Raw genomic sequence first — 25,334 nt, forward strand, 5'->3', positions numbered from 1 at the left:
TCTTTCACTAATAGGAGAAATCCGGGATGCAAAACGGAACCATTTTTGAAAAATCGCAAAATATTTTTTTAAAAGAGTCCTGCAAACAAAAGTCAATAGATGAAATAAAAAAAGTCCCGCAAATTTTGCGAGGCTAAAAAAGGTACAACAAACCAGACCGGAGAGAAAGCATCTCGCCAGCCGGAAAGAAATTCGGTTGTTAAAGATTACGATTGCTTAGCAGGTTCTGTATCAAAGGCCTCCAGGCATTCTTTCACGCGGGCGTAGTAGATGCGCAGGAACTTGTTCTGAGCGGCAGTCATGTAGACAAAGTAGGGCTTGCCCTCTGCGCGTTTCTTATCAAGGAACTGGTACACCGGCTCATCCGCTGGAGACTTTTTCAGGTATGTGCAGATGATTTGGTAGAGTGTTTTACGCAAATGTGGTGAGCCTCGCTTTGTGGTGGGAACGCTCTTTGCGCTGTGCTTGCCGGATTCATCCACGCCGGGATCAACACCTGCAAAGCCCACGATGGAGCTGCGGCGCGGGAAACGGCGCACATCTCCAATTTCGGCCATAAGCTGCGCGGCAGTTATTTTCCCAACGCCGTACATGGCGCACACGGTTTCGTATTCTGGAAGTTGGGATGCAAGCCGCGTCATTTCCGCCCGCAGAGTGGCCAGCGTGGTCTTTCCCGCCAGAAGTTGTTGAGCAGCCGTGACAATGAGCAGCTTTGTGTTCTCGTTTTTCGGCAGTGTCGTAAAATGGCCACAGCTTCCGGCGTAAATGTCCAGCGCCTTCTCTGCACTGAAATGGTATCCCTTGCGTTTGCACCACTTCTGGTAACGTTCTGTAAACGCCTTTTCGCTGGCACGGCAGATGCAATCGCAATGCCAGAAGGTCATGACAAAATCCACCCATTTCTGGTGGCCGTCAGCACGCTCTGGGCTGGAGAAAAGCTCGTTTACACCGGGAAAGGTCTTGTCGGTCAGCGAAATGAGATTGTTTTGCAGCGACACCACTGTTTTCATGTAGAGATTGTATTGGCGGCTGCACAGCTTCAGTTGTTGTCTAATCGTATCCATGGGAGTATATTCCCGCAGATCCACCCAGTTGTCAAGGCCATACTTTGCAATCTTCAGAGCGTCAGCCTTGTCGGTCTTGACCTTGCGGATGGAGCCGCCGCCGCTCTGCTTGATGAGCAGCGGATTCAGGACGCAGACGTAGATCCCGTACTCATGTAGTGCTGCCGCTACCGGTTCGTGGTAACGGCCTGTGGATTCCATGATGACGCGGGTATCTTCGCCCAATGCGACGATGGCGCCAGCCATCTGCTCCAAACCAACTTCGGTATGGAGAAATTCCTGTGGCAGAAATGCCACTTCACCCATTGGCCGCAGGGCAGCCACCGTGCTTTTCCCTTTGGAAATGTCGATCCCTACTGCGTTCATTTTGCTCCTCCTTCTGATTGGATATGGCTTTCCGCCGTTTACTCATCGCCTGTTCAATCTCCTGGGTGACGCGAACGCACCGCAAATCGGTGGTACAACCTGCGCAAATCGAATGCTGCGAATGAGAGAGGCGGCTGACGGACTCATTTACGGGCGTGTCGGCCCAAGGTGAGCTATGTCAGGCAATTTGCTCTCCCATTCTAACAGCTTCGGCTTTGAGATGGAAAAAGACGCGGCTGGCTGCCGCGCCTTGAACCGTAACTTTATTGTAGGAGGTGGGGTCATGGCGTATCTGTCTGATGACGAGCTTCTGGATACCGAGGGTGGCTTCACCGGATGGGACGATGGGACAGGCGCAGGGGCGGAAGAAACGCTGGAACAGGCGCTTGCGGAAGAACGTCTGGCCGAGCTGGAAAATGAGCTGGAGCAGGACGAGCATCCCGTCGATTATGATGCCGAACTGGAAACCGAGGAAGAAGAAGCCGCCCCGGTCAGCGAAAAGCGACTGAAACGGGAGCTGCGGGCCGAGGCCATACGGCGGCTGGAGGAAGCCGCACGCACCGAAAAGGATTTCCGGGCCGTGGTGGAGGAATGGAACAAGCTGGACCGGAACCGGGAGCGCCGGGAACGGGACCACGAAAACCTCCGTGGGGATGTGCCGCTGGAATATCAGGCGGTGCCGGAACCGAAACTCATTCCCCGCTGGATGAACAACCCCGCATAATGCCGTCGATCACATCCCCGTTGAGCAGCTTCTTTTCGTCCAGCTCCCGCATACGCTTTGCCTGCGCCTGCGAAGGCGAGGACTGCTGGCTGTCGATGGCGACGGCGATATAGTTCTGGTTTTTCTTGCCGATGTAGGAAAGCTCCACCGCCGTAGTGAAGCCCAGCTTTTTCTCGTCCATCAGCTTCATCAGGTCGGGGACCAGCTCATTCAGCCGGATATACCGCTGCACCTGCTTGACGGCCATCTTGTTCCGCTCGGCCACGATCTCGTTGGAGCGTTTTCCTGCGTCCTTCGGGTCAATCTGTCCCGAAGTGCGTGAGCCCTGGTGCTTGATGGCCTCAAGCTGCATTTTCAGAGCTTTGGCCCGCTCGCTGGGGAGAATTTCTTCACGCTGGTTCAGATTGTCCTCAACCATCTGCGTGATGGCTTCATCGTCCGTCAGGTTGCGGACGATACAGGGCATATCCGCATATCCGGCAAGCTCGCTGGCCTTCTGGCGGCGGTGGCCGGACACGATTTCATAGCCGCCATCCTCACGGGGACGGACGATAGCAGGCTGGGTAACGCCCTTGTCCTTGACGCTGGACACCATAGCCCGCATTTCTTCATCGTCCCGGACCTCAAAGGGATGGTTTTTGAAGGCGTGGAGCTCGTTCAGCTTGATATATACGATCTGTTCCTCGCCACGGCGGGGAGCCTCCTTCGGTCCCTCGGGTTCCTTCGGAGCGGGAGCGGCCTGCACCGTGGGAGCCGCTTTTTTCTCCGGTTTCTCTTTGGGTGCCTTTTCCTGCTTTTTCTGTGCGGGGGCTTTGGGCTTCGGAGCGGCGGTCTTGTCCTTATCCTCTTTCGGGGGACGGCCCCGGCGCTTCGGCTGCTCGGGCTCTTTGGGCTTTTCCTGTTTTCCTTCGGACTTTTTCGGAGCCTCCGGCTGCTTTTCCGGTTTCTCCGTTTTTGCCGGGGCAGGCTTTTCCCCGCCGGAAGCTGCCGCCCGTTCCTCGGCTTTCTTTCCTTTCATAATTTCAGCGAAGTCATAGACGGACACCTGCGGGCTCTTTGCCTGCTGTTCCGTCTTTTTTTCGGCCTCCGGGGGAGTAGGCGTTTTCTCCTGCTCGGGCGGAGTTTCCTTGCCCGGCCCGGTATCCGTTACCGGCTGCTCCGGCATTTTCGTGGTTTTATCATCTGCCATAAGCATTTACCTCCTGTTTTTGGGCGTAAAAAAAGGACTCAACTTTTCAGTCAAGCCCCGTGGGAAGTTCCTCCTTTCTCCGCCAAGATACAAAAATACCGCCCGTAGTCTCGTTTGGGCGGGATTTTGTGTAAGATTGGCAGTCGATTATTAGGCTTTCTGTTATGTCCCCTTTATACACGTCGTTGTAAGAATCAAAATTTTGCAAGAAAAGTTAAACAACAAGGAGTGGTGGCAAGATATTGGGTTGAAGGTTTTTAAGGTTTGTTGTCGGGTGTCGTTGCCGATTTCCTTTGCTCGGCCTAATTTATAAAGATATTCTATGGAGAAGGCGCAACAGCAAGAAAACAAACAGAACAAAACATAAAATTTATCGTGTTATGGGAGTTGCCCAGTAGAAAACATGTGAAGAGTGTTTTAGGTGGCTCATTAAGCGGAATAACCATGAACACTTTAAAGAACGGCTGGAACGCAAGGGCATTCGGAAGGAATTGGTTGAAGAAAAAACCAGAGAATGCTATGATATATAATATCATGTTCCTGTTCATAGAAGGAGATTACTATAATCGGGAAAAGCAAGTCGATCAGAAAATTACAGACATCGATTGCGGTGTTTCTTTGGACGATGGAAACAATAACGAAAGCTTAAACACGCGGAAGCAAGAAACTTAGCAATTGACGATATGTTCCTGAAATTTTGCGTAGACAAGACAGAAGGGGTGATTGCCGTCAGAAAATAGCGATATTAGTTAGGAATTGCCTAGTTGGCCGAATTATGGCTGATGATGCCAAATAGATAAATGGTCAAAGATAACAAGAAGTTAAAGTTTTAAATAACTTTGTGGGGGAGAAATTAGAATGGTTTCAAGCACAGCTCTTCATGTTAGTGCTACCAACAAATGAAGACATTGTTCGAGATGACTATACTAGTTAATGCATCGATGAAATTGCTTTAGCAATCTAGAATTTTGAATGGACTTATGGTAATATTGATATGTACTTTTAGTTGTTTTATTTAGGTGGAAGACAAATACTAATCAAAACATAATAGTGTAGACAGTAGTTCTATAAAGTGTGAATATTGACAATTATATTTAGATGTATAGGTAAGAACAAACGCGTACACATTTTCTATATATTTCAAATCGATTTGGATATTGTTAACATTGGATGCACGAGGAGTAATATTTATGAATAATTATTTTATTGATCTTTTAGAGAAAATAAAGACCGAGCAAATGAGCAATGATATTTTCTCCCCTGACATACGCTATTGGGAATCTGCTAGATCATGGGCGAGTCGTTATAGCAATAACGACTCAATATCTGATGAGTGTGTATTGGATTTGTTATATTTTTTCTATACCCATGAGAATTTAGATTTTTATGATAATGTACAGTTCGATAAAATAGCGAAATCGCTTTATATGCAATACGGCATTGGTAAGGGAGACCTACTAAAAATGTTTTCTGATTTCCGTAAATTGGTATATGAAGTGTAATCTGTATACTGGGAGAAAGTCATGAAAACGCCATATATTCGTCTTAATGAAAAAGTCGTGGTAATTATTAATGGAAAAGGTGGAGCTGGAAAAGATACTGTCTGCGATATTACTGCAAACTTTTTTAAATCAGAAACCGTTTCAGCCATTACCCCTATTAAAAAAATTGCACGAGAATTTGGCTGGAATGGAGAGAAAGATAAAAAATCCAGGAAATTTTTGTCCGATTTAAAACGTGCATTTATAAATTATAATGGTCTTCCCAACAAATATTTAGAAGAAGAGTATTATAAATTTATGGAAAGTGACATAGATATTCTGTTTGTTCATATACGTGAAAATGATCAGATAGATGATTTTAAGAGAAGAGTGAAGTCTAAATGTATAACTCTTTTAATTAGGACAAAAGTAAACAACCAATCTGAAATACAATATGGTAATTACTCTGATGACAATGTTGAGGATTATAACTACGATTATTACTATTTAAATAATCAACCACTTGAAAACTTGTCTTCAGATTTTTTACATTTTATTATGGGAGTTTTTAAAAAAGAAGGGGTGTTGTGTTGTGAAAATGCCTAAGATTTACCTTGGTGGACCTATGTTTACATATGCTGATGTGATGAATAACTTACGTTTAGCCCAAAAACTAAGAGAACACGGCTTTCAAGTATATTGTCCAAATGAAAACGATTCTATAAATGATAAAACAAGAACCGATATAACTTCTGAAAAAATTCATTTAGCTGATATAACTGAGCTCGAGAGTTCGAATATATTTGTCTGTCAAATTGCTGAAGATTCTGGTACGATGTGGGAAGCTGGATACATGAACTGTTTGTCGAAAAAAGTGGACAAACAGTTTTATTGGGGTTGCATTGGCCTAGCCACTGATATTCGTTTGCAAACTCCACCAGATGTTAGTAAACCTGGTATTGATAATCAAACAATGTACCTGAATCAATTTGTCGTCGGAGGTCTCAAATTATCCTTGGGTGTATATACCGATGAGGACAAGCTTATAGAAAAATTGGTTGAAGTTCGAGGTGAGCGATGTGCAAAATAAAGCATTTCGCATAGCAATTGTTGGCGGTATAGCAGTCGGAAAAAGCACTATACTAAAAGATTTGTCGAAAAATTTAGATAACTGTCTTTCGATTGAAGAAGATGTGAGTCAGAATATCTTTTTGCCTGACTTTTACGAAGATATGAAAAAATGGGCCTTTCATAGTAGAATTTCGACAATGGCAATGATTGCCAACAATTATTTAAATATACAGAATAATCTAGAGGCAAAAGTTGTATTAATGGATCGTTGTTTAGATGAATTGATTACTTTTGCACAGCTTCACTATGATAAAGGAAATATGTCGGACAAAGAATTTGATGTTTACAAAATGCTTTATAATAGTATTGTAAAGTTTGCTCCGCCTATTGATCTTTTCCTTTATGTGAACTGTTCTCCCGAAAACTCTATGGAGCGCATTAAGAAACGCAATCGTTCATTTGAGCAAGATATTACGATAGAGTATATTAAAAAACTTAACGGTTACTACGATCGATGGATAATGTCTTTGAATCCGCAAAAAGTGGTTTCATTAAATACAGATTCAATTATTTCTTCTTCTGAAATTGCAAAAATTATTAAAAATGCGATAAGCAGAAAATGAAAAAAAATATTTTTCTAGATTTTTTAAGCCCGGATAATTGGAAGACTTATGCTACTGTACCGAAAGATCCGAATGCACTAAGGGATTATACCAGTAGGCTCATTTTACAACTAAGACAAAGTATAAATGCTGCGATCTTATTAACTTCCCAGTATTGTCTTTTGCCGCCAGCATTTATTGTTCAATCTAATATTGCATTTCAAGCAGTTTTTGAATGTTCACTCTATTTGGACGAACATCTAGTTTATCTCCCACTTAGAGAAATTAGCATTGATCAATACATTGCGAAAAAGATATCAGAATATGAGCGAGTGAAAGATAATCACTTAGGGTTTTATAATGAGGATCATTGGGCTTTTTTAAGTAAATATCAGAATTTGCTCATTCACAGAAACTCCACAATGGGAATCACAATAGCTACACAGTGGATTGTTTTATCTGATAAATCTGCAATTTGGAAGCCGATTGTAGAAAGAGACCCCTGGGCTGCCGAACGGTTACGCCCGATTCCCATGTTACTTAAGGAACGCGGCGAATCTGTTACTTTGGAAGCGGTTCTGGCTGAATCTAAAAGCTCGTTTTTAGGATTATCGCGATTTGTAAACCAAGCCATACAGCATGAGTATCTTAAAGCGTACATTAGTGAGTATAATGCAAGTATATTGTCTAATGCACCTCCCAAACCGCTTAATGAAAACTACTTAATCCCTATTGAATCGTGCTACTACGATTTTCGATTATTTTCAAACATATTAGATTTAATGGGCATTAAACATATTTTGTTGGACGCTTATCCTGAAACTATAGTTAATTTCATTCATGACGAAGAATATGATAGGCTCGTCGATATGTATTGGGAAATATGTAATCATTATCAAAGTAGTATCGATGTTTTGCATGTTTTTAAGGAACTAGTTGGTGCAGCTAAAACAAATCGAAGAAAAACATTTTTCATCTTTCCCTCAATAGTAAGCCGCTTTCAAAACACTAATTTTTTGAAAGAGCAGATTAATAGAGTCTTTGATACTTGGCAACACAAAAAAAGTCTTTTTACAAGCTATTCTTATGGAGGAATCGGTATGCTTACACCAAAGCAAAAAGTGTTTATTGTTCACGGGCATGATACCGAAAAGCGGAACCAAGTAGAGCTATTTATACGTAGAGTTGGATTAGAGCCTATCATCCTTTGCAATGAACCCAGTAAAGGGAAAACAATTATTGATAAGTTTGAAGCTTATTCGGATGTTTCTTTTGCGATTATTCTTTATACCGCATGTGATGAAGGGCGTGAGAAGGGCAAAGTAGAACTTTCTGATAGAGCACGTCAAAATGTTGTTTTTGAACATGGCTTTTTCTGCGCAAAATTAGGGAGAGAAAATGTTGTTGCATTACATGAAGCCGGTGTAGAATTGCCCGGTGATCTTTCAGGAGTTGTATATGTTTCATTTGAATCCAATTGGAAAGATCAACTCAAAAAAGAAATGGATGCCGCAGGAATAAAAGCCAACTGGTTACAGGGATAACAAAAGAAGATACTGGAAAAGTCATACAGAATATCATATATTCCACAAGACATGCTCTAGATTACTAAAACGAACTCTGGGATTCGGTATGAACCAGATTTTACGTATTGAACCATATCTCCAATGCCCGGTTGCGGGGGTATGTAACCGATAGGTTCAGGAGAGCGCTACACTGGCAGTGTAGAGGTCAGCGGTTCGATCCCGCTATGCTCCACCAGATGGACATTACACGAACACCTACTTTTTCAAAGGCGGCTTTGCCGTAAGAGTGTGGCTGTGATGTCAAAACAGAACCAGAGGGTCAAGGTACGATGTGCCTTGACCCTCTGGTTTTTATACATATAGTAGGAATCACATCAGACAAGATGACGGGGAACCCCGGAAGCAGAGCTCGTAATTTTAGCTTTCTCTGTATCACGAATTCTGTCAGCTATTTTCTGGATTTTATTTGTGATCCACATATATGCGGTAGTTCCCTCAGAATAGTCCGCTTCTGCATACATATCCACACGTCCATCTTCGCGCATCTGCTCTACTTGCCGCATAGCCTTCCAATCCCCTTTGGGATAGATGGCAAAGGTGGCTCCACCGTTTCTTTTCACCACAGAGAAAGCCGGAATATCGCTGGGACCATCGGCAATATAAATCATATTCTCAAAATGCACTCGACGATTTTCCTGCGGGATTTTAGAGTTCACCTCAATACCTTCGATTTTTCCAATACCTTTGTTAATTTCGAAAATGGCTCTGGTTTTTGTGGTATTGTCGATTGTATAAAGGATCTCACCAATAACTAGATTCCCTTCTGCATCAGGGGTCTCCAGGAGCTCACATCCCCAGATACCATCAACAAAAGGCATTAGCTTGGAGCCGCGAATAATTTCTGCAAATCCTGTGCTGACGATGTAATGCTCTACCTGGATGCCGTACTCGGAATAGGTTTTATCATCTCGGAACATTTGCTTGGTTTTTTCAAATATTTCAGGGATACCCTTATAAAACTTTTGCTTCTCGCCATATGCACGCAGTTTTTTGTTATTTAATCCCTTCAAGGTGCCGTTGTGCGCGCATTTGATGAAGTGATTCAAATAGTATGTATCTTTGTTAACACGAATGCCAGCCTTTTCATATTCTTTTGGCTTGGCATTTACTTCTTTCCAAAACTCTGTTGGGTCGATACCGTATTCTTCAAAAATCGGGTCTTGCATATAGCCATCTACAAGGGTTTTGTCACAGTCCCAAATTACGGCAATGATATTAGCCATGTGTATGCATTCTCCTTCCTAGTCTACCTAAATAGCCGCAACCATTTCACGTTTAACGATGGACATTTCCAACTTACAAAATGGGGTATTCTTGAATTTCTTCTTTTGTAAATCCAGCCCACCATAAGCTCATGTTCCTAATCAACTTATCAAGAATGATAATCAAATATTGGAGTTCAGGATCACTTTTGAAATCATAATAATAGGCATGTCCATGAGTGATCTGATGTCTCGTTTCCTTGATCCTCTCACTAATCTTGCCTGAGGATAGATTGGGATTTGACAACAACTGCGGAAATTCATCAAACATATATTGTAATTCAGCTTTTAAGGGGAACTTCCTATCTGCTGCCTTATCTGGCTCTAGTTTATCAAACAGATATTCAAATGACATGACCTGTTGTAAAAAGCGTTGTGGAGAAAACAATGTATCGGAAGTTCCTAAGTGGCCTAACGGTATACTTTTGGTAATTCTGCTTCCAGAATCTTTCGCTATGTTATTTAGGATGCGAGGAACATATTTCATGGCATCAAACTGATAAAAAAATCCATCACTACAAGATACCGCTTCTTCTGAAACCATAGGGCAATAAAACCATCCTGCTTTTAGACCATTTTTATATAGTGTGATCTGCTGAAACGGCACTTCTGATGTAGACAGCATAAACATTGTGAGCCGATACAAAACCGTCGAAATATCGTGGAGTTCTTGTATATCATCTGTCTGTATCTGGAGAAGAAGCTCTCCTTTTTTATCAAAGTCCTCAAGAAGCCCCAAACGAGAATCTTGTCCGATGCGATACTTCAGTTCATAACGGATACCATTCATAACAAACGGAATCGTATGTACAACCTTGGGTTCCAGTGCCAAGTTGATACCCTCTCTAACCATATCCAGGTATTTATATTTGTACCGGAACACATCATCAAGAAATGGTGATTGGAAACCTATGGTATCGTAGTTGCCTTTTGAGGCTATTGTATTGATAATATAGCAGCGCAAATAGCAGGTACTGCCCATCGAACGCTCCACAAAAAAAGTGGCCGCTTGACCTTGGCTTCCTACACCGAAATACTGCCCGTGGAGAATATAATTTTTCTTAAAATTATGCTCCTTTGAAAAGTCACTGAGGAGGTCATTGTCTGTAAACAACTCCATTCGGTAATTTTCAATGACAAACGGGATTTTACTTTCTCTATAATCAATAAACCCTTTTATCATATTTCCTCACTTCAGCCGCTCACACAGCGGCAGCAGCTGTTCCAGTTTTTCTACAATGCGTTTTTGCTCGGCAAGGGGTGGGAGGGGGAATGCTATTTGAGACAGTATTTCTATATTAATGTTTTTTTGTGCTGTTGAACGAGACAGTTTATCAAGAATTGTTTTATAGCACATTAGTCCGTACATAAAAAACTCATTCGACATAATAGGCTTATAGGCATTAAACCCCACTACACTATCTGGAAAACAAGAGTCAAAGTCTAAAATTGCAACATCACCGATATTTGCTGCAATAGTAAGGCAAACTGTACCCGCTGGCCAGATTCTACTTTGCGCGACACCTTCTTGATTATACATGGTTGACCAACAAGAAATATGACCATTAGCTCTAGCAACGTCTCCAGTTTGAATAAATGGAAATGTTCCATTTATAAACAAATTTGGATCATTTCTTGGTCGTTTTTGAGATCGTCCTCGACTTAATTCTCCAATTTGTTGCAGCCTTACCCACTTCCAACTCTCTGGAATATCAAATGGCTTTTCATCATCGGTGATTTCGGGCAGGGGCTTTTCCTTTTTGATCTTCTTTTCCGCAATCAGCCGCTGTTTTTCCTCTTGAATCTGGGCAAAGAGTTCCTCTGCGGTACCTTCTTCGGGACGCTGTTCCACCAGCTTGCCCTGAATGGCGTACTGCAAGAGGGATTTTTTCATATCCTCCGGGAAACGGCTGTTGAACTGTTCCAGCTTGCTCCATGCCTGTTCATAGTGGTCGATATAGGGCAGTAGTTCCTCGATTTTGGCAACAATGCGCTTTTGCTCGGCAAGGGGTGGGAGCGGGAATGGCTTATTTTTAATATATTTATAATGCCGACTATATCCACCAATTTTGCTTAAATCCCTTGAATAGAATTGAAATATATAAAAGAGAAATTTACCAACTATAATATCATCAATCGGCTCGAAAATTTTAACACCGTCCGCTCCAACAACAAAATCAAATTCCACAAATTTTACTTCGCTTGTGTGATCACCGAAAATAATAACTGGTCTATCATGATGATATACTTTGTCAGCTTCATTACTAAACCCAATTGAATATGCTTTCGATTGACTTATAACCGGAAATCTACCATCTGCTAATACCTGAGATTCAAGAATCTGGTATTTTTTGGATGGGATATTTTTTGTAATACTTTCAAGATGCGCCAATCTCCAATTATCCGGAAGTTCAAATTCATATTCATCAGTTTTTTTCTGCTTGATTGCAGACAAATCTACCGGAAAATCCCTGATATTAGGTTCCACCAACTTACCCTGAATGGCAAGTTGCAAAATGCTATTTTTTAGTTCCTGTGGGGTCATTCTGCGTTCCCTCCCAGCGAAGAGGTGATTTTACTGAGCACCCGGTCAATTTCCGCATTCAGCGACGCTCGCTGCTCCTCGTACCGGTGAATCAGGTCCATGGGGGCCAGAATCTCCTCCTCCTCGTGAGGATAACCGCATTGGTCGAGATTGTAACCCAGCTCTTCGGTGAGCTGCTGAGCGGTGAACCTCTTCGCCTTGTCGAAGCCGTCCTCGGCGATCCCCTGCCGGTCGTGCCACCAGTCCAGCACCGGCTGGAAGTGCTCCAGTTTCATGGGCTTTGTCTTGGAGAAATGCTTGTAGCCCTCCGGCATGTCCAGCCGGTAAAACCAGGTTTCCTCGGTAGGGTGAGTATTGTCAAAGAACAGAATGTTGGTGGTGATGGAGGTATAGGGCGAGAACACACTGCTTGGCAGACGGATAATGGTGTGCAGGTTAAACTCTCGCAGCAGTTTCTTCTTGATGTTCACCTTGGCGTTGTCGGTGCCGAACAGGAAGCCATCGGGCAGGATCACCGCTGCCCGACCATTGCGCTTCAGTCGGTACATGATGACCGACATGAACAGGTCAGCGGTCTCACTGCTGGCAAGGTCGTCTGGGAAGTGATTTTTCACATCGGCCTTTTCGCTGCCGCCATAGGGAGGATTCATCAGCACCACATCGAACTGGTCGTCCTCGGTATAGTCCAGCACATCTCGCGTCAGGGAATTGTCGTGGTAAACGCGGGGGACATCCAGCCCGTGCAGCAACAGATTAGTAATGCACAGCATATAGGGAAACTGCTTTTTTTCGATACCGTAGATGGAGTTGCTGTACTTATCCGCATCTGCGGTGCTCTTGATGCGCTTTTGCAGCTGATTGAGCCAGCTGATGATAAAACCACCGGTGCCGCAGGCAAAGTCGGCCATGGTCTCGCCAATCTGGGGTTTGACGACCTGGGCCATAAAGTCGGTGACAGCACGGGGCGTATAGAACTCACCAGCAGAACCGGCGCTTTGCAGCTCTTTCAGAATGGTCTCGTAAATCTCACCGAAGGCATGGCTCTCCTCATAGTCACTGAGATCCAGCTCGTCAATGACATTGAGCACTTGCCGCAGCAGCACGCCGTCCTTCATGTACTGATTAGCATCGGCAAAGGTGGTCTGCACAATGGCTTTGCTGATAGGGGTAGTGGAATCAACCTTAATTCCGGGAGTCAAGGTTTTGCCGTCAGCGTCCTTTGTGTCATTGCCTTTCAACACTGGGAACAGCGTATTATTGACGAAATTCAGCAGCTTCTCACCGGTGAGGGCGGCGCCGGATTTATCATCATGAGCCCAATTCCGCCAGCGGCATTTCTCAGGGATGATGGATTGATATTCCTCGTCCTCAAATTCCCAGTCCTGCTCCTTTGCGTCGTACACCTTCAAAAACAGCATCCACGCAATCTGCTCAATACGCTGTGCGTCACCGTTAATGCCCGCATCGTTGCGCATGATATCGCGCAGCCGTTTTACAAATCCTGTTAAATTGCTCATGAAAATACCTTTCTCTTCTTACTGTCCGTAATATTCAAACATAAACTGTGCCCGTTCCTCAGTGAACCGCCATTCCTCCGGGATACGGTCGATAGTGCCGCTGCCCGCGGCGCGCGGTCCCCATTTGTGGTACTCATACAGAATGGTCTCGCCCCGGCCACCGGCAGAAGCGTTCAGCACCTGAGCAATCTCGGTGGGCGAAGCCAGATACATGCGCGGCAATTCTGCATCCGAGGTTCCCTGAAACTGTACCAGGCAGAAGATCGTCTTTTTGTGGTGACCGTCCAGCCATTTTTGAATAGCCTCATGGTAATCGCAGCCCTTTTTGTAGCTCTGGGTCAGACCCCAGCCGCCGTCCTGGCTGCCCTTTACCGAGATTTTCAGCATTTTATCCCCCGAAACGGCGATCAGATCGTATTCCGGCTGATTGGCCCCGTATTGAACCGACACATCATATCGCATTCTTGCGAACTGCGCGGCAACAAACGCTTCTGCGGCCACGCCCACATGCCATGAAGTCATCTTTCCCATTTACACTACCTCGTCCGTATAAATCGCCTGTTCCAGTTCCTCCACTGCTTTCAGGTAACCCTGTTTGCCGCCGAAATACGAGGCAATCTTTGCGGGCTTGCCAAGCCGGATGAAGGGGTCCAGCTTCAAAATTTCGGTTTTTTCAATCTCATAGATGCCGGTGTTCATGTACTTGTCCAGCAAGGCCTCCAGCACCTCGCGGGCCGCGCCGCTGTACTTACTGAAGAAGTCCCGCTTTTTTACGTTGTTGGCCCGCTCTTTGCGGGTGAGGGGCTTTTTGTCAAAGGCCACATGGCAGATGAAGTCGAAGTCATCCACGTCCGACATGTTCTGCTCCGTCTTCAGCAGCTCCAGGTCGATGCCCCGCTCGTGGAGAAAATCGCGGATCTGCTCCTTCTTCTCCTGTGCCGACCACTGCCGGATAAAGTTATCCAGCGACGCATATTCGCCCCGGATGTTTTCCTTGGTGTAGTCCACAATACTCTCCTGGCGTAGCAGTTTGCCGTTTGCGTCGTATACCGACACAGTTTTGTGGATGATCTGCACCTGGCAGCCGTTCCGGTCCACAATGGGCTTTTTCCTCGGCTCCGGCGGCGGGTCCTGGTCGTCTATGCCGCCTTTTTCCGGCGGGTCCTTGGGGTCGGAGGGCTTCGCTCCCGGCACAAAGCCCTCGTTGATTTCAATGGGGCCGTCCCACTCCGGGTCGGCAAACAGGCGAGTCACATTGCGGAAATCCATGACTACAAAATGGGTCTTGCCCTCTTTTTCTCGCAGCCGGGTGCCGCGGCCGATGATCTGCTTGAACTCAGTCATGGAGCCGATCATTTCGTCCAGCACGATCAGCTTGGTCATTTTGCAGTCCGCCCCGGTGGACAGCAATTTGGAGGTGGTGGCAATCACCGGATAGGGCGACGAAACCGAGATGAAATATTTCAGCTTTCCCTTACCGTATTCATCTCCGCCGGTAATGCGCACCACATAGTCGGGGTTCTCCTTCATCATATCCGCGTTGAGCTTTGCCAGCTCGTCCCGCATGCGCAGGGCGGCGTCCTCGGTGGCACAGAACACGATGGTCTTGGCCATGCGGTCGGTGCTTTTCAGATACTGGGTAATCTCCTCAGCCACCTGCCGGATGCGATCCTCAATGATGATGTTGTAGTCGTAATCGCTGTTGGTGTAGATCCGGTCGAGAATCTCCTCGCCGTTGATGTCCCGCTGACCCTTGTGCGGCCGCCAGCCCTCACCAATGTCGGTCATTACATTGATGACCTTGAAGGGTGCGAGGAAGCCATCCTCAATGCCTTCTTTCAGGCTATAAGTATAGATTGGCTCCCCGAAATAACTGAGGTTGGAGATGTACTTGGTTTCCTTGGGGGTGGCGGTCATACCGATCTGGGTTGCCGACTGGAAATATTCCAGAATCCTGCGCCAGCGGCTCTCTTCCTTGGCAGAACCTCGGTGACACTCGTCCACGATAATCAGGTCGAAGAAGTCCGGGGTAAACAGCTCGCTGAAATGTTCCTGGTCATCATCGCCCACCAGCTGCTGATACAGCGAGAAGTAAACCTCGTGGGACGTGATGGTGCTTTTGTCGTCCTTCGCCACGTTGATTTTGTGGGTGACCTTCTCCAGCGGGGCAAAGTCCTGCTGGATGGACTGGTCCACCAGAATGTTCCGGTCCGCCAGATACAGAATCTTTCGCTTCATGCCGCTTTGCAGCAGCCGGTACACGATCTGGAAGGCGGTGTAGGTCTTGCCCGTGCCGGTGGCCATGACCAGAAGAAGCCGCTGCTGCCCCCGGGCGATAGCATCCACCGTACGGTTGATGGCGTTGCGCTGGTAATAGCGCGGTGGGTAGGTGTTCTGGCTGGTATAGTAGGGCTGCTCCTGTAATGTTTCTTGCTGAGGTGTCAAGCCGGATTCCTGCTTATATCGGGCAACAAGTTCCTGTTCTGTTGGGAATTCATCCAGGCCAAATTCCCGTTCCTGTCCAGTAAGAAAATCATGTTCAGCAAAGCCGTCACCGTTAGAACTGTACGCAAAGGGCACATCCAGCATCTTGGCATAGGTCATTGCCTGCTGTAACCCGTGAGAAACACTGTGAGTGTTGTCTTTGGCTTCCACAACGGCAATGGGATTGTTCGCATTGAGGTAGAGGATATAGTCCGCTCGCTTTGGCTTTTCACGAAACACAAAATTACCTTTTAAGTTGATTTTCCCGTCTGTGATGCGGGTTTCCATGGTAATTTTATCCCGGCTCCACTTGGAGGTAATGGACGGAGTAATATACTGAAGCTTAATATCTTCTTCACTCATTTGATGTTTGGGTAAAACGGGACTCATATCCATTCCTCCCTTCACTTTACGGAATCATCCGGTAAAATATCTACAATATCATCCAATGTACAGTTCAGTGCCCGGCAGATTTTAACCAGTACTTCTACGCGTACATCTTCGTTTTTTCCCAGTTTTGCCATAGCGTTCGTGGTGATTTTCGAGGCTTTGATTAAATCTGTTTTGCTCATTCCTTCGTCGATGAGAATTTTCCATAGCTTATTATAAGAAACAGGCATAATCTTCCTCCTTGTTTACCCTTTGTTATGTACTATTTTATCATACCGCGAAAAAGATTTCAATTTATAATTGAATATCTCAATATTCAATTTGATTTTGGCTTACCTTCGATTCCAACTGGTACGTCGCGGAATGCGACGTACCCTGCGACGTGCCCCTATGGAACACCCCCTTCCTCCTGATTACTGCAACAAAAAGGGATGCCCCAAAACAGGGCATCCCTTTGCATATTATCTTTGAACTTTGCTTCACTCCTGACTTTTATCAGAATACTTCTTTTTCCATGTTTCCAATTCCTTTCGCCCTTCTTCGCTGGCGTATAATTTCTGGATTTCGGGTGCGAGGAATCGGGCGAAGGAATCAATGATGGACTGTGGCAGTTCGATCTCGTATGGATTTTGATGTTTTTGCTGGCTGGCCATAGTGTATTGCCCCAACAGCAAAACCTTTTCGGCTCAATTCAGCCCATCTCACACTCCTTTCCGGCGATGCACAGCTGCCAAAAATTGTTCCCACACATAGAGGGGAAACAGATAATTTCAAAACCTGAAAATATTCTCATAGAGCTCCTTTCCCATCCCTTCCCTTCCGGGGTTTTCACCGGAAAAGCCCGCACAAAATAGCTCGGATAGGAAGGGAATGAATCCAATTAAACTTGGTATATTTATCTTTTTCTTTTTATCTACCGTCTGGTTTTCGCACTTCAAGAAAGCGGATTACTGTACTTGTCGAATTCATTATTCAGACTTCCGGCGTTCCGTAACCGGATTTCTTGAAGTCGGCGTTCGAAACCGCTTCATAGTGTTTTGGGTAGATACGGTTGGGTTTTCCACACCCCTGTTTTTTGATGGATACAAGATCTGCATATTGCAGTTCCCGCAGCGTGTCCACCGCTTTTTGACGGCCACAGTGCAGCAGCTCACACACCTCGTTGATGGGGTAATACAGATAAATTTTGCCATAATCATCGGCCCATCCGTTTTTGCGGGACAAATCCGTTCGACGCAGGATCATCGCATACAACAGTTTGGCTTCGCTTGACAAGGAGCAAAAACTTGGTGCCTCAAACAGAAAATTGGGCAGTCGTATAAAACTTTGGGCCGGTGGCTTCTGATGAATGTAAAAAGGTTTTGTAGCCATGACAGGTACCTCCATGCGGACAATTAGAACGTGATTTCTGAGCGATAAGGGGTATTGCTATTCACCTCCATGATTGCCAGGCTGGAAACCGAGCATATATCCGGCTTTTGGAAGCTCTATTTGTCCGTATTCGACCTCCGTTTCCTGTCACTTGCTGTTTTCTGACGGCGGTGTACCTTGCGGGCACAATTGGAACAATACTTGGCACGGTTGGATTTTGCCAGAAACGGCGCACCACATTCTGCGCATCGCTTCAATCCTATGGGACTGGTGATTTCAGCTTGTAAAGCCGGAGCACCCGGCAGAACCCAATCCCGGAACCAAGTGCAACACAGAGAATAGGAGATGCTCTGTACACAGACACAGGGCTCGCCATCATCCAGCGCAATACAATTGCCGCCGTTATAATTGCAGCAGGATTTTCGAATCAGCGCATTGGCTTTTCTTCTTTGCTTGGGTGTCATTTGAATCGGCAAATTGTTTTTCCTCCCAGCTTTTCGGTTGCCGCTTATGCAGACATTTTTCCATGCGCTTTCCTCCATTTCATGTAGAGAATTGATTTTATGGAGTTTATGATTTATAATAAACGTAAACCATAAACTGTAATTGAATTATACCGTAGAAAAAGCCTTAATGCGGTATATCAACCACAAATTATTTTAGTTTCAAAAAATACACGAATATAAATTATAGTTTATATATAGACAGGAGGATAAACTCATGCTGTATGACGAAGCACGGATGGCGCTGACCAAAGAGCGGCTGGAAGATCTGCGCAAAGAAAAAAAGATGTCCTTTGAACAGCTTTCCAAGCAACTTGCAGAGCGTGGCGTCAACATCAGCCATACGAATCTCAAAAATTATGAAATTAACGATCCAGTCCATTCTTTGTATGGCCGTACCCGCAGCATGAGCATCGAGTATCTGGTCGCTTTTGCGGATTTTTATGATGTGTCGGTGGAGTATCTGCTGGGACTCTCTAATTCTCGCAAACGGGAATATCATGATATTTCCGAACAGCTGGGTCTGTGCGATGGGGCAATCACAGAATTGGTTCGATGCAAAGACAATTCCACGAATGAAGAAGAACCCCAGATGTATTTTACAAAAGATACATTGGTATTGGACAATTTTCTCACCAGCACGGAGTTCGAAATTGTAATGGAAAAAATCAAACAAAGCCTGTTTGCCTATTATATGTACCAGGTCACCCATGACAGTATTTCGGCACAAATACGCGAGGAAAAATTCGAGCAGATGGAAGAAGCCCAACGAGTGTTGGATGCGTGCGGATATTGTTCTGTGGAGTATGATTTGATTTCCCAAGTTCACATGGAAAACGCGATTGGTACATTAAATACTTATCTGCGCAAGCTGCCGGAACGGCTTTATGAAGCAAACAAAGAACGTCTCGCTTGGTAACATGCGATGTTTCAATATTTATAGGCAGTCAATGCGAGGGGACATAGATAGAAAGCGTTCGCAGAACGCGCAGCCGCAGAATGAAATTCTGCGTTTAAAGGGGGGCTTGGGGGCGCTGCCCTCAACAAGCAAGTTTGTGGCTGTGGATAGCCACAAGCATTGCTTGCTACAATTTGCTCTCCTTAAAAACGTGGAACTTGAAAACTATGCGCTAACAGCAGTTTATCGTTGCAATTATGTTGATAAAGGATTGAGGTTTATTCTTATATATGATAAAATGATATTGACAAATGGGGGGTGTATCTCTTGAAAGAAGTGGCAGAAAGATTGCGGTTTCTGCGGGAAAGTGTTAGGCTGTCCCAGGTAAAAATGGCCGAGATCGTCGGTGTCAAGCAATCCAGCCTGAACCGCTATGAGCTGAATCAGACTTCGCCGACATTTGAAACACTTACCCGATATGCGGATTACTTCGATGTATCTATAGACTATATCTTCGGACGAACGGACAATCCTCAAGGCAAGCTGTATGAGTACAAGCCAAAAATCCAGCAGAGTGATCCCCAGATGCAGAAGTTTGTGGAGATGTGTTTTGACCCCACATCCCCTATGAATGCACGGCTCAAAGAAACGCTGCTGCAAATGCTTGGGGAGGCGAAACAATGAATGTTGTTATCTACGCCCGCTACTCCAGCCATAGCCAGACTGAGCAATCCATTGAAGGACAGCTCCATACCTGTTATGAGTATGCTAAAAACAATGGCTATCTCGTTGTCGGAGAGTATATCGACCGTGCCCAGAGCGGAACCACCGACAGCCGCGCCGAATTCCAACGGATGATTGCCGACAGCGACAAGCATACCTTTGAGGGCGTTCTGGTGTATCAGCTTGACCGCTTTGCCCGCAACCGATACGACAGCGCCATCAACAAGGCAAAGCTGAAAAAGAACGGTGTCCGGGTCATCTCCGCTCGGGAAAATATCAGCGATGACGCCAGCGGCATTCTGGTGGAAGGCGTTTTGGAAAGTATGGCTGAATACTACTCAGCGGAGCTTTCCCAAAAGATTCGCCGGGGCATGGACATCAATGCTGAGAAATGCCTGAGCAACGGCAGCAATCCGGGACTTGGCTACCGTGTGGATGAAGAACGACGGTTTCACATTGATCCGGAGGGTGCTGCGGTCGTCCGGGAGATTTTTGAACAGTATGCCAGCGGAAAGACCGTGACGGAGATTATCCAGTCCCTCAACGCCAGACAAATCAAAACCTCCAAGGGAAAAGCGTTCAACAAGAATAGTCTGCACCGTCTGCTGCGCAACAGGCGCTACATCGGCTACTACATCTACAAAGGGGTAGAAACTCCCGACGGGATGCCACGGATTTTGGAGGATGAGCTTTTTGAACGGGTGCAGCATATCCTGGACCGCAACAAAAAAGCTCCGGCCCGTGCAAGAGGTCGGGAGGAATATCTGCTTACTACCAAGCTGTTTTGTGGCTATTGCCGTGAGATGATGACCGGCTATGGCGGTACAGGCAAATCCGGAAAGGCGTATCACTACTACGCCTGCAATAATTTCAAACGGCGCAAATGCAAAAAGAAGGTTATCAGCAAAGAAAAGATAGAAAACCGCGTGGTGCTGGAATGCCGCAAGCTGCTGACGGACAGCAATATTGAACATATCGCGGCCTCGGTAGCCGCAGTTTGTGAGTCCGACCGGGATACAGTTTCCATCAAACGCATCAAAGCTGCCATTCAGGAAGCTGATACTGCCATCGAAAATCTCTGGAAAGCTCTGGAGAAAGGGCAGGCTGCTGACATGATTACCGAACGGATTGAAAAGCGCCAGAGCGAAAAAGAAGAATTGCAAGCACAGCTGGCCATTGAGATGAACAAGCAGGTCAGGCTGAGTGCGCCCGACATCAGGGCATACCTCTATGCGCTCAAATACGGCGATAAGAATGATGAGAATACGAAACGGGGCATTATCAATATTTTCCTTCGAGCCATCTATCTGTTTGACGAGACTTTTACCCTGATTCTGAACGGAAGCGATAGGCCGATTGTTATTGATGACATCCTGCTGGACGAGATTGAGGAGGGCCTAGATGACGACCTGGCCAACCATAATTTGTGTTCGCCGTTGGTTGCGGACGCTCCACCACATCGTACAAATCCGAACCTTGTGCCGTTAGGCGATGGGTTCGGATTTATTTTTATCGCCCTGAAATTTATCCCATATCCGCCATAAAACGCGATGGCCTCTTTTATGGAGCGCTGTGTGTTTTATTTTGATCTTCCAGACAAAAAGAGTTGCCATATTATTCTGCGCCGTTTCTATCCACCACAAGTTGGTTCAGAAGGACAAACTGACTGTACAGAATTTGTACATCGAGAAGCTGATGCTTATGAAATGCAAATGAAACCACTATGTTGGTCTGTTCAGAGGGGATCTCTGGAAAAGCATCCTCAAATGCAAATTATGGATATGGATCTTTACAGCACAAATGCATAGGATCAAAAGAAAAATCCACTGTTAACCTAACGGTAAATACTGAATAACCAATCGAGACTTCTGCGGAGGTCTCGTTTTTTTTATAATAAAACCAGCAAAAGGAAAGGTAGGTGAAGGACATGAAGGTACAGAAAATATTTGTGTCAGCTTTGTGTATCCTGCTCTGCCTGACAGGGTGTGGTAACGAAGAGAAAACCCTCCGCGATGTTTCCGCTATTCCCAATGAAGAGTGGGAAACCTTAGAAAAAAGTTCTGTGCCGGATGTGGATACAGATGTGACACAGGAACCTTTTGATGAAAATACAGAGATTGATATGGTGCGCAGCGATCCAGTGTTTGGCAATTATGGCCACCTGCTGTTTCCCACAGATGATTGGTATATGAGTGGAAGCACCCTTGGAGATTTGCAGTTGACCTGGTATCACAACATCGATCCGGCAGAAACAGTGGAGATCGTCAATACTTTGTGGAAACGGGCCGATGCGGGTGAAACGGTTTTCTACGATATTTACACCGAAGAAGAAAAATTGGCAGACCCCGAAAAGGAGAACACCGGGTTGTTCTTCTTTAAGGGTGAGCCGGGAGAAAAGTTTGCCGTGTGCAATGCTGGAGGCGGATTTGCCTATGTAGGCGCCATGCAAGATAGTTTTCCCCATGCGCTGGAATTATCTAAGCAGGGCTATAACGCCTTTGCCCTCATCTACCGCCCTGGGGATCAAACAGCCTGCGAAGATCTGGCGCGGGCAATCAGCTTTATCTTTGAAAACGCAGAAGAACTGGAAGTAGACACCGATTGCTATTCCCTTTGGGGCGGTTCTGCAGGGGCGCGGATGGCGGCTTGGCTTGGCTCTTACGGCCCGGCAGCTTTTGGCGGGGACGATCTCCCTCAGCCGGGTGCAGTGATTATGCAGTACACCGGCCACAGCGACTACACAGAAAATGATCCACCCACCTTTGCCTGCGCCGGCGAAAACGATGGCATCGCCAACTGGCGTACCATGCAGCGCCGCCTGGACGCTATGAGTGCTCTGGGCATTCCAACGGAGTTTCACCACTATCCCGGACTGCCTCATGGCTTCGGCCTGGGAACCGGTACGGTGGCGGAGGGATGGTTGGACGAAGCGGTTGCCTTTTGGGAAGCGCAAAGGTAAGCATCCTATGGATATAACAAACATCTTATAGAAAAAATGTATGATCACGAACAACGTTATTTTCTAAAACACAAAAGGGGTTATTTCAGCAAGGGTTGTGCAAAAGAGCATATGGACAGCCTGGCGCAAAATGCCCATGCCATTTTGCTTGCCCTATGGCGGCGGCCTAGCAGAAGGCCTTCCGATATATTAGCGGTACATCTATAAAGAAAGGCTTCCCAAATTCGTCCGCTTCGCCGAAAATGTAGGGGGATCGCCTGCGATGGGAAATCTGATGAGGAGCTCCTCTGGCTGGCCTCGACGCTCCGGCCGATTTTATCAAAAGGCTTGGCCACCCTACCACTTTCAAAGAGTCAGGCGTGGGCAAGGGACAGCCAAAAGAGAACGTAGATTCCTGGCTTCTCCTAGGGTAACTACAAGCCTATGGCTCATAAGAAAATCCTGGCAATCATCCAGGAATTCTATAAATAAAATTCTTTGACAAAGAAAGGAACGATCCATATGAAAAAATTAACCGCATTGTTTTTAAGCTTGGCCATGATATTGGGCCTTGCCGCCTGCAACAGTGGTACGCCTTCCTCCACCCCCTCTGTTCCCAGTGAAGTGCCGGCAGAGAACGAAACGCCTTCTTCTCAGCCGGAAAACTCTGAAGGAACTGAGGGGGAAAACGGCAGCACTCTGGTAGTTTATTTCTCTGCCACCGGCAACACGGAACAAGCGGCGGACTATATTGCTGACATCACCGGAGGCGATTTGTTTCAGCTGGAACCCACCGATCCTTATACCGATGATGATCTGAACTGGACAGTGGATGGCAGCCGTGTAAACCAGGAACATGATGACGAATCCTTGCGGGATATTGAACTGGTAGCCGACACTGTGGACAATTGGGACAGTTATGACACTGTGTTTATCGGCTACCCCATCTGGTGGGGCATCGCCGCGTGGCCGGTGGATGGATTTGTGGAGGCCAACGATTTCACTGGCAAAACCGTGATTCCCTTCTGCACCTCTTCCAGCTCCGGTATTGGGGAGAGCGGTGAGCTGTTGGCCGAGCTGGCTGGCACAGGCGATTGGCAGGAAGGTCAGCGTTTCTCCTCCAATGTCAGCGAAGCGGATGTGCAGGAGTGGCTCGACAGCCTGAACCTGTCCTGACAGACGGAAAGGCGTTGGCTATGAAACGGCTTTTATCCATACTCTCGGCCATGGCGCTTCTGCTTTCCCTCTGCGCCTGCGGGTCTGAGGATGCCGGACACTTTGCGCTAGATATGGGCAACAGCTCTTCACAAACCGAGCGTTCAGACGATGACAATACGAAACCAAGCGGCAACAGCATTCTAATTGCTTACGATCCCGCACAGGAGACGGTGGCGCAGGCAGCAGATATTCTGGCGGACGCGCTCTCCGGCGATTTACAGGAAATAGAGGATGACAGCGGGCTTCATGCAGATGCGTATGAATATGTGTTGCTGGGGTTTGCGCCAGATGGGGATACACTCCCCCAAACAGTAGAGGCATTCCTCCAGCGCCATGATTTTGGCGCACGTACCATCTACCCCTTTGTTCTGGGAGGCAGTGACGAAGATGTGATTTCCTCTGCCGGCTTGTACTCCTCCATCTCACAGCTTCAGCCGGGGGCTTTGATGGGAAATGATGTCTTGATGGTATCGCCTGATATGACAAAAGATGCAATCCGAGCCTGGGCGGAAAGCCTTGGACTGAACCGTGTTGCCGCTGTGCCGGAAAATACCCCTGCCAATACAGTGGCAACTGCCGCCGTCACACCTAAGGAACCGCAGGTTCTGTATCTGTGGGAGGAAGGCAATGCCCCGGCGCAAACAGAGTATACCGTCAACAACGGCGGTTATTCCGATGGCCCGGACTTCCGGCCATACATCACCAGCTTTCCCGTCCCGAACGGTGTGGATGTAAAAGGCGCTATACTCGTCTGCCCCGGCGGGGCATTCCAGTTTCGCAGCGATCAGCCGGAAGGAAGCGATGTTGCAGAAGCGCTCAGTGCTTTGGGCTATCAGAGCTTTGTGGTAGACTACCGCCTGCGGCCCTATACCCAGCAAGAAGGCGCGCTTGACCTGGCCAGAGCCGTGCGGTTTGTCCGCTCCCATGCAGAGGAATACCGTATTGACCCACGGGACATTGCCGTTATGGGCTTTTCAGCGGGCGGGATCTTAAGCGGGGATATGCTGCTGAATTTTGATGAAGATGTAAACCCAGCTACTTTTGATCCCAAGTATCAGCCGGATGAACTGGACAGCGTTTCTGCTGACGCCGCGGCCTGCGGCATGATTTACTCTTTCTATGGGCGCCTAAGTGTGGGCACCACCGACGTGGAGCTGCTGCACTCCGGCAATCTGCCCCCCACCTTCTATTGCTATGGGACACGTGACCCATTCTACAAACAGTTTTTAGCTAATGCAGACGCAGCGGAGGAAGCGGGTGTAGCGGTAGAACGGCTGCAGCTTGATGGAATGCCCCATGGCTTTGGAGCCAGCGGGGATTGGATTCCCACCTATGACCAATGGTTAAGCGCCATCTTCGCAGACAACTGACCACCCAGAGCGGCTTATCCCGCCTGTTCTAT

The 25,334-nt window shown here is 46.6% G+C and carries 26 protein-coding genes; 13 read left to right on the plus strand and 13 right to left on the minus strand.

Going from position 1 to position 25,334, the window contains the following annotated elements; all coding sequences use genetic code 11:
• Nucleotides 1–206: 206 nt before the first annotated feature.
• Nucleotides 207–1,430 carry an IS110 family transposase gene (locus B5F54_RS00005; protein WP_087185407.1) on the minus strand — a complete coding sequence of 408 codons (1,224 nt, stop codon included), beginning with the start codon at nucleotides 1,428–1,430 and terminating at the stop codon, nucleotides 207–209.
• 283 nt (nucleotides 1,431–1,713) lie between these two features.
• On the opposite strand from B5F54_RS00005, the gene B5F54_RS00010 reads away from it, so the two are divergent.
• Nucleotides 1,714–2,154, plus strand: a complete 441-nt coding sequence (locus B5F54_RS00010; protein ID WP_442856095.1) for a hypothetical protein — start codon at nucleotides 1,714–1,716, stop codon at nucleotides 2,152–2,154.
• Here the strand turns inward: B5F54_RS00010 and B5F54_RS00015 are convergent.
• Nucleotides 2,123–3,343, minus strand: coding sequence for a ParB/RepB/Spo0J family partition protein (locus B5F54_RS00015; RefSeq protein WP_442856096.1), 1,221 nt, complete (start codon nucleotides 3,341–3,343; stop codon nucleotides 2,123–2,125). The two genes, B5F54_RS00010 and B5F54_RS00015, sit on opposite strands and share 32 nt — an antisense overlap.
• Nucleotides 3,344–4,533: 1,190 nt before the next feature.
• Here B5F54_RS00015 and B5F54_RS00025 point away from each other — a divergent pair.
• From B5F54_RS00025 to B5F54_RS17950, 5 genes are read left to right on the plus strand one after another with little or no spacing between them, the layout of a single operon-like run.
• The gene (locus B5F54_RS00025) at nucleotides 4,534–4,845 is read left to right on the plus strand and encodes a hypothetical protein (protein WP_087228746.1); all 312 of its coding nucleotides are present in this window, start codon (nucleotides 4,534–4,536) and stop codon (nucleotides 4,843–4,845) included.
• 21 nt (nucleotides 4,846–4,866) lie between these two features.
• Entirely contained in the window at nucleotides 4,867–5,430 is a 564-nt protein-coding gene (locus tag B5F54_RS00030) for a hypothetical protein (protein WP_087228749.1), read from the plus strand.
• The gene (locus B5F54_RS00035) at nucleotides 5,423–5,914 is read left to right on the plus strand and encodes a nucleoside 2-deoxyribosyltransferase (RefSeq protein WP_087228752.1); all 492 of its coding nucleotides are present in this window, start codon (nucleotides 5,423–5,425) and stop codon (nucleotides 5,912–5,914) included. Before B5F54_RS00030 ends, B5F54_RS00035 begins: the two co-directional genes overlap by 8 nt.
• Entirely contained in the window at nucleotides 5,895–6,518 is a 624-nt protein-coding gene (locus tag B5F54_RS00040) for a deoxynucleoside kinase (protein WP_172749469.1), read from the plus strand. Before B5F54_RS00035 ends, B5F54_RS00040 begins: the two co-directional genes overlap by 20 nt.
• Entirely contained in the window at nucleotides 6,515–8,041 is a 1,527-nt protein-coding gene (locus B5F54_RS17950) for a TIR domain-containing protein (RefSeq protein ID WP_087228757.1), read from the plus strand. The genes B5F54_RS00040 and B5F54_RS17950 overlap by 4 nt, the downstream gene beginning before the upstream one ends.
• Before the next feature lie 356 nt (nucleotides 8,042–8,397).
• On the opposite strand, the gene B5F54_RS00055 is transcribed toward B5F54_RS17950, so the two are convergent.
• The 11 genes from B5F54_RS00055 to B5F54_RS18225 form a co-directional block, all read right to left on the minus strand.
• On the minus strand, nucleotides 8,398–9,306 hold the full coding sequence (locus B5F54_RS00055) for a haloacid dehalogenase-like hydrolase (protein WP_087228760.1): 909 nt from the start codon (nucleotides 9,304–9,306) through the stop codon (nucleotides 8,398–8,400).
• Nucleotides 9,307–9,379: 73 nt separating this feature from the next.
• The gene (locus B5F54_RS00060; protein ID WP_087228762.1) at nucleotides 9,380–10,528 is read right to left on the minus strand and encodes a hypothetical protein; all 1,149 of its coding nucleotides are present in this window, start codon (nucleotides 10,526–10,528) and stop codon (nucleotides 9,380–9,382) included.
• A gap of 6 nt (nucleotides 10,529–10,534) precedes the next feature.
• Nucleotides 10,535–11,890 carry a restriction endonuclease subunit S gene (locus B5F54_RS00065; protein WP_087228765.1) on the minus strand — a complete coding sequence of 452 codons (1,356 nt, stop codon included), beginning with the start codon at nucleotides 11,888–11,890 and terminating at the stop codon, nucleotides 10,535–10,537.
• Nucleotides 11,887–13,407 carry a class I SAM-dependent DNA methyltransferase gene (locus tag B5F54_RS00070; RefSeq protein ID WP_087228768.1) on the minus strand — a complete coding sequence of 507 codons (1,521 nt, stop codon included), beginning with the start codon at nucleotides 13,405–13,407 and terminating at the stop codon, nucleotides 11,887–11,889. The genes B5F54_RS00065 and B5F54_RS00070 overlap by 4 nt, the downstream gene beginning before the upstream one ends.
• A gap of 18 nt (nucleotides 13,408–13,425) precedes the next feature.
• Nucleotides 13,426–13,938, minus strand: a complete 513-nt coding sequence (locus tag B5F54_RS00075; protein WP_207651936.1) for a hypothetical protein — start codon at nucleotides 13,936–13,938, stop codon at nucleotides 13,426–13,428.
• Nucleotides 13,939–16,281 (minus strand): EcoAI/FtnUII family type I restriction enzme subunit R, encoded by a 2,343-nt coding sequence (hsdR, locus tag B5F54_RS00080; protein WP_087228770.1) that lies wholly within the window; start codon nucleotides 16,279–16,281, stop codon nucleotides 13,939–13,941.
• Between the two features lie 14 nt (nucleotides 16,282–16,295).
• Complete coding sequence (locus B5F54_RS00085; protein ID WP_087228773.1) at nucleotides 16,296–16,511, minus strand: helix-turn-helix domain-containing protein; 216 nt, start codon at nucleotides 16,509–16,511, stop codon at nucleotides 16,296–16,298.
• Between the two features lie 249 nt (nucleotides 16,512–16,760).
• Nucleotides 16,761–16,934: a hypothetical protein gene (locus tag B5F54_RS17470; RefSeq protein ID WP_172749471.1), complete on the minus strand. Its 174-nt coding sequence runs from the start codon at nucleotides 16,932–16,934 to the stop codon at nucleotides 16,761–16,763.
• Between the two features lie 319 nt (nucleotides 16,935–17,253).
• Nucleotides 17,254–17,652 carry a replication initiator protein A gene (locus tag B5F54_RS00095; RefSeq protein ID WP_087228776.1) on the minus strand — a complete coding sequence of 133 codons (399 nt, stop codon included), beginning with the start codon at nucleotides 17,650–17,652 and terminating at the stop codon, nucleotides 17,254–17,256.
• A 116-nt stretch (nucleotides 17,653–17,768) separates the two neighbouring features.
• Nucleotides 17,769–18,083: a cysteine-rich VLP protein gene (locus tag B5F54_RS00100; RefSeq protein ID WP_242969608.1), complete on the minus strand. Its 315-nt coding sequence runs from the start codon at nucleotides 18,081–18,083 to the stop codon at nucleotides 17,769–17,771.
• The gene (locus tag B5F54_RS18225; RefSeq protein WP_275532218.1) at nucleotides 18,055–18,180 is read right to left on the minus strand and encodes a hypothetical protein; all 126 of its coding nucleotides are present in this window, start codon (nucleotides 18,178–18,180) and stop codon (nucleotides 18,055–18,057) included. Before B5F54_RS18225 ends, B5F54_RS00100 begins: the two co-directional genes overlap by 29 nt.
• 192 nt (nucleotides 18,181–18,372) lie before the next feature.
• On the opposite strand from B5F54_RS18225, the gene B5F54_RS00105 reads away from it, so the two are divergent.
• The 7 genes from B5F54_RS00105 (at nucleotide 18,373) to B5F54_RS00135 (ending at nucleotide 25,302) form a co-directional block, all read left to right on the plus strand.
• The gene (locus B5F54_RS00105; RefSeq protein WP_087228781.1) at nucleotides 18,373–19,074 is read left to right on the plus strand and encodes a helix-turn-helix domain-containing protein; all 702 of its coding nucleotides are present in this window, start codon (nucleotides 18,373–18,375) and stop codon (nucleotides 19,072–19,074) included.
• A 315-nt stretch (nucleotides 19,075–19,389) separates the two neighbouring features.
• Complete coding sequence (locus B5F54_RS00115) at nucleotides 19,390–19,737, plus strand: helix-turn-helix domain-containing protein (RefSeq protein WP_330396765.1); 348 nt, start codon at nucleotides 19,390–19,392, stop codon at nucleotides 19,735–19,737.
• Nucleotides 19,734–21,320, plus strand: coding sequence for a recombinase family protein (locus B5F54_RS00120; protein ID WP_087228790.1), 1,587 nt, complete (start codon nucleotides 19,734–19,736; stop codon nucleotides 21,318–21,320). Before B5F54_RS00115 ends, B5F54_RS00120 begins: the two co-directional genes overlap by 4 nt.
• Before the next feature lie 30 nt (nucleotides 21,321–21,350).
• Complete coding sequence (locus B5F54_RS17220) at nucleotides 21,351–21,584, plus strand: hypothetical protein (RefSeq protein ID WP_140400291.1); 234 nt, start codon at nucleotides 21,351–21,353, stop codon at nucleotides 21,582–21,584.
• Between the two features lie 119 nt (nucleotides 21,585–21,703).
• A complete protein-coding gene (locus B5F54_RS00125; protein ID WP_087229537.1) occupies nucleotides 21,704–22,735 on the plus strand; it encodes an alpha/beta hydrolase in 1,032 nt (343 codons plus the stop codon).
• A gap of 501 nt (nucleotides 22,736–23,236) precedes the next feature.
• On the plus strand, nucleotides 23,237–23,890 hold the full coding sequence (locus B5F54_RS00130; RefSeq protein WP_191395319.1) for a flavodoxin: 654 nt from the start codon (nucleotides 23,237–23,239) through the stop codon (nucleotides 23,888–23,890).
• Nucleotides 23,863–25,302, plus strand: a complete 1,440-nt coding sequence (locus B5F54_RS00135) for an alpha/beta hydrolase fold domain-containing protein (protein ID WP_140400292.1) — start codon at nucleotides 23,863–23,865, stop codon at nucleotides 25,300–25,302. The genes B5F54_RS00130 and B5F54_RS00135 overlap by 28 nt, the downstream gene beginning before the upstream one ends.
• The last annotated feature ends 32 nt before the right edge of the window (nucleotides 25,303–25,334 follow it).

The sequence above is a fragment of the Anaeromassilibacillus sp. An250 genome (genome assembly GCF_002159845.1).
GTDB classification, from domain to species: Bacteria; Bacillota; Clostridia; order Oscillospirales; family Acutalibacteraceae; genus Anaeromassilibacillus; species Anaeromassilibacillus stercoravium.

Coding starts and splice junctions, on each gene's coding strand:
- B5F54_RS00005 (WP_087185407.1), bottom strand. CDS start 1,430: ATGAACGCAGTAGGGATCGACATTTCCAAAGGGAAAAGCACGGTGGCT.
- B5F54_RS00010 (WP_442856095.1), top strand. CDS start 1,714: ATGGCGTATCTGTCTGATGACGAGCTTCTGGATACCGAGGGTGGCTTC.
- B5F54_RS00015 (WP_442856096.1), bottom strand. CDS start 3,343: ATGGCAGATGATAAAACCACGAAAATGCCGGAGCAGCCGGTAACGGAT.
- B5F54_RS00025 (WP_087228746.1), top strand. CDS start 4,534: ATGAATAATTATTTTATTGATCTTTTAGAGAAAATAAAGACCGAGCAA.
- B5F54_RS00030 (WP_087228749.1), top strand. CDS start 4,867: ATGAAAACGCCATATATTCGTCTTAATGAAAAAGTCGTGGTAATTATT.
- B5F54_RS00035 (WP_087228752.1), top strand. CDS start 5,423: ATGCCTAAGATTTACCTTGGTGGACCTATGTTTACATATGCTGATGTG.
- B5F54_RS17950 (WP_087228757.1), top strand. CDS start 6,515: ATGAAAAAAAATATTTTTCTAGATTTTTTAAGCCCGGATAATTGGAAG.
- B5F54_RS00055 (WP_087228760.1), bottom strand. CDS start 9,306: ATGGCTAATATCATTGCCGTAATTTGGGACTGTGACAAAACCCTTGTA.
- B5F54_RS00060 (WP_087228762.1), bottom strand. CDS start 10,528: ATGATAAAAGGGTTTATTGATTATAGAGAAAGTAAAATCCCGTTTGTC.
- B5F54_RS00065 (WP_087228765.1), bottom strand. CDS start 11,890: ATGACCCCACAGGAACTAAAAAATAGCATTTTGCAACTTGCCATTCAG.
- B5F54_RS00070 (WP_087228768.1), bottom strand. CDS start 13,407: ATGAGCAATTTAACAGGATTTGTAAAACGGCTGCGCGATATCATGCGC.
- B5F54_RS00075 (WP_207651936.1), bottom strand. CDS start 13,938: ATGGGAAAGATGACTTCATGGCATGTGGGCGTGGCCGCAGAAGCGTTT.
- hsdR (WP_087228770.1), bottom strand. CDS start 16,281: ATGAGTCCCGTTTTACCCAAACATCAAATGAGTGAAGAAGATATTAAG.
- B5F54_RS00085 (WP_087228773.1), bottom strand. CDS start 16,511: ATGCCTGTTTCTTATAATAAGCTATGGAAAATTCTCATCGACGAAGGA.
- B5F54_RS17470 (WP_172749471.1), bottom strand. CDS start 16,934: ATGGCCAGCCAGCAAAAACATCAAAATCCATACGAGATCGAACTGCCA.
- B5F54_RS00095 (WP_087228776.1), bottom strand. CDS start 17,652: ATGGCTACAAAACCTTTTTACATTCATCAGAAGCCACCGGCCCAAAGT.
- B5F54_RS18225 (WP_275532218.1), bottom strand. CDS start 18,180: ATGGAAAAATGTCTGCATAAGCGGCAACCGAAAAGCTGGGAGGAAAAA.
- B5F54_RS00105 (WP_087228781.1), top strand. CDS start 18,373: ATGCTGTATGACGAAGCACGGATGGCGCTGACCAAAGAGCGGCTGGAA.
- B5F54_RS00120 (WP_087228790.1), top strand. CDS start 19,734: ATGAATGTTGTTATCTACGCCCGCTACTCCAGCCATAGCCAGACTGAG.
- B5F54_RS00125 (WP_087229537.1), top strand. CDS start 21,704: ATGAAGGTACAGAAAATATTTGTGTCAGCTTTGTGTATCCTGCTCTGC.
- B5F54_RS00130 (WP_191395319.1), top strand. CDS start 23,237: ATGAAAAAATTAACCGCATTGTTTTTAAGCTTGGCCATGATATTGGGC.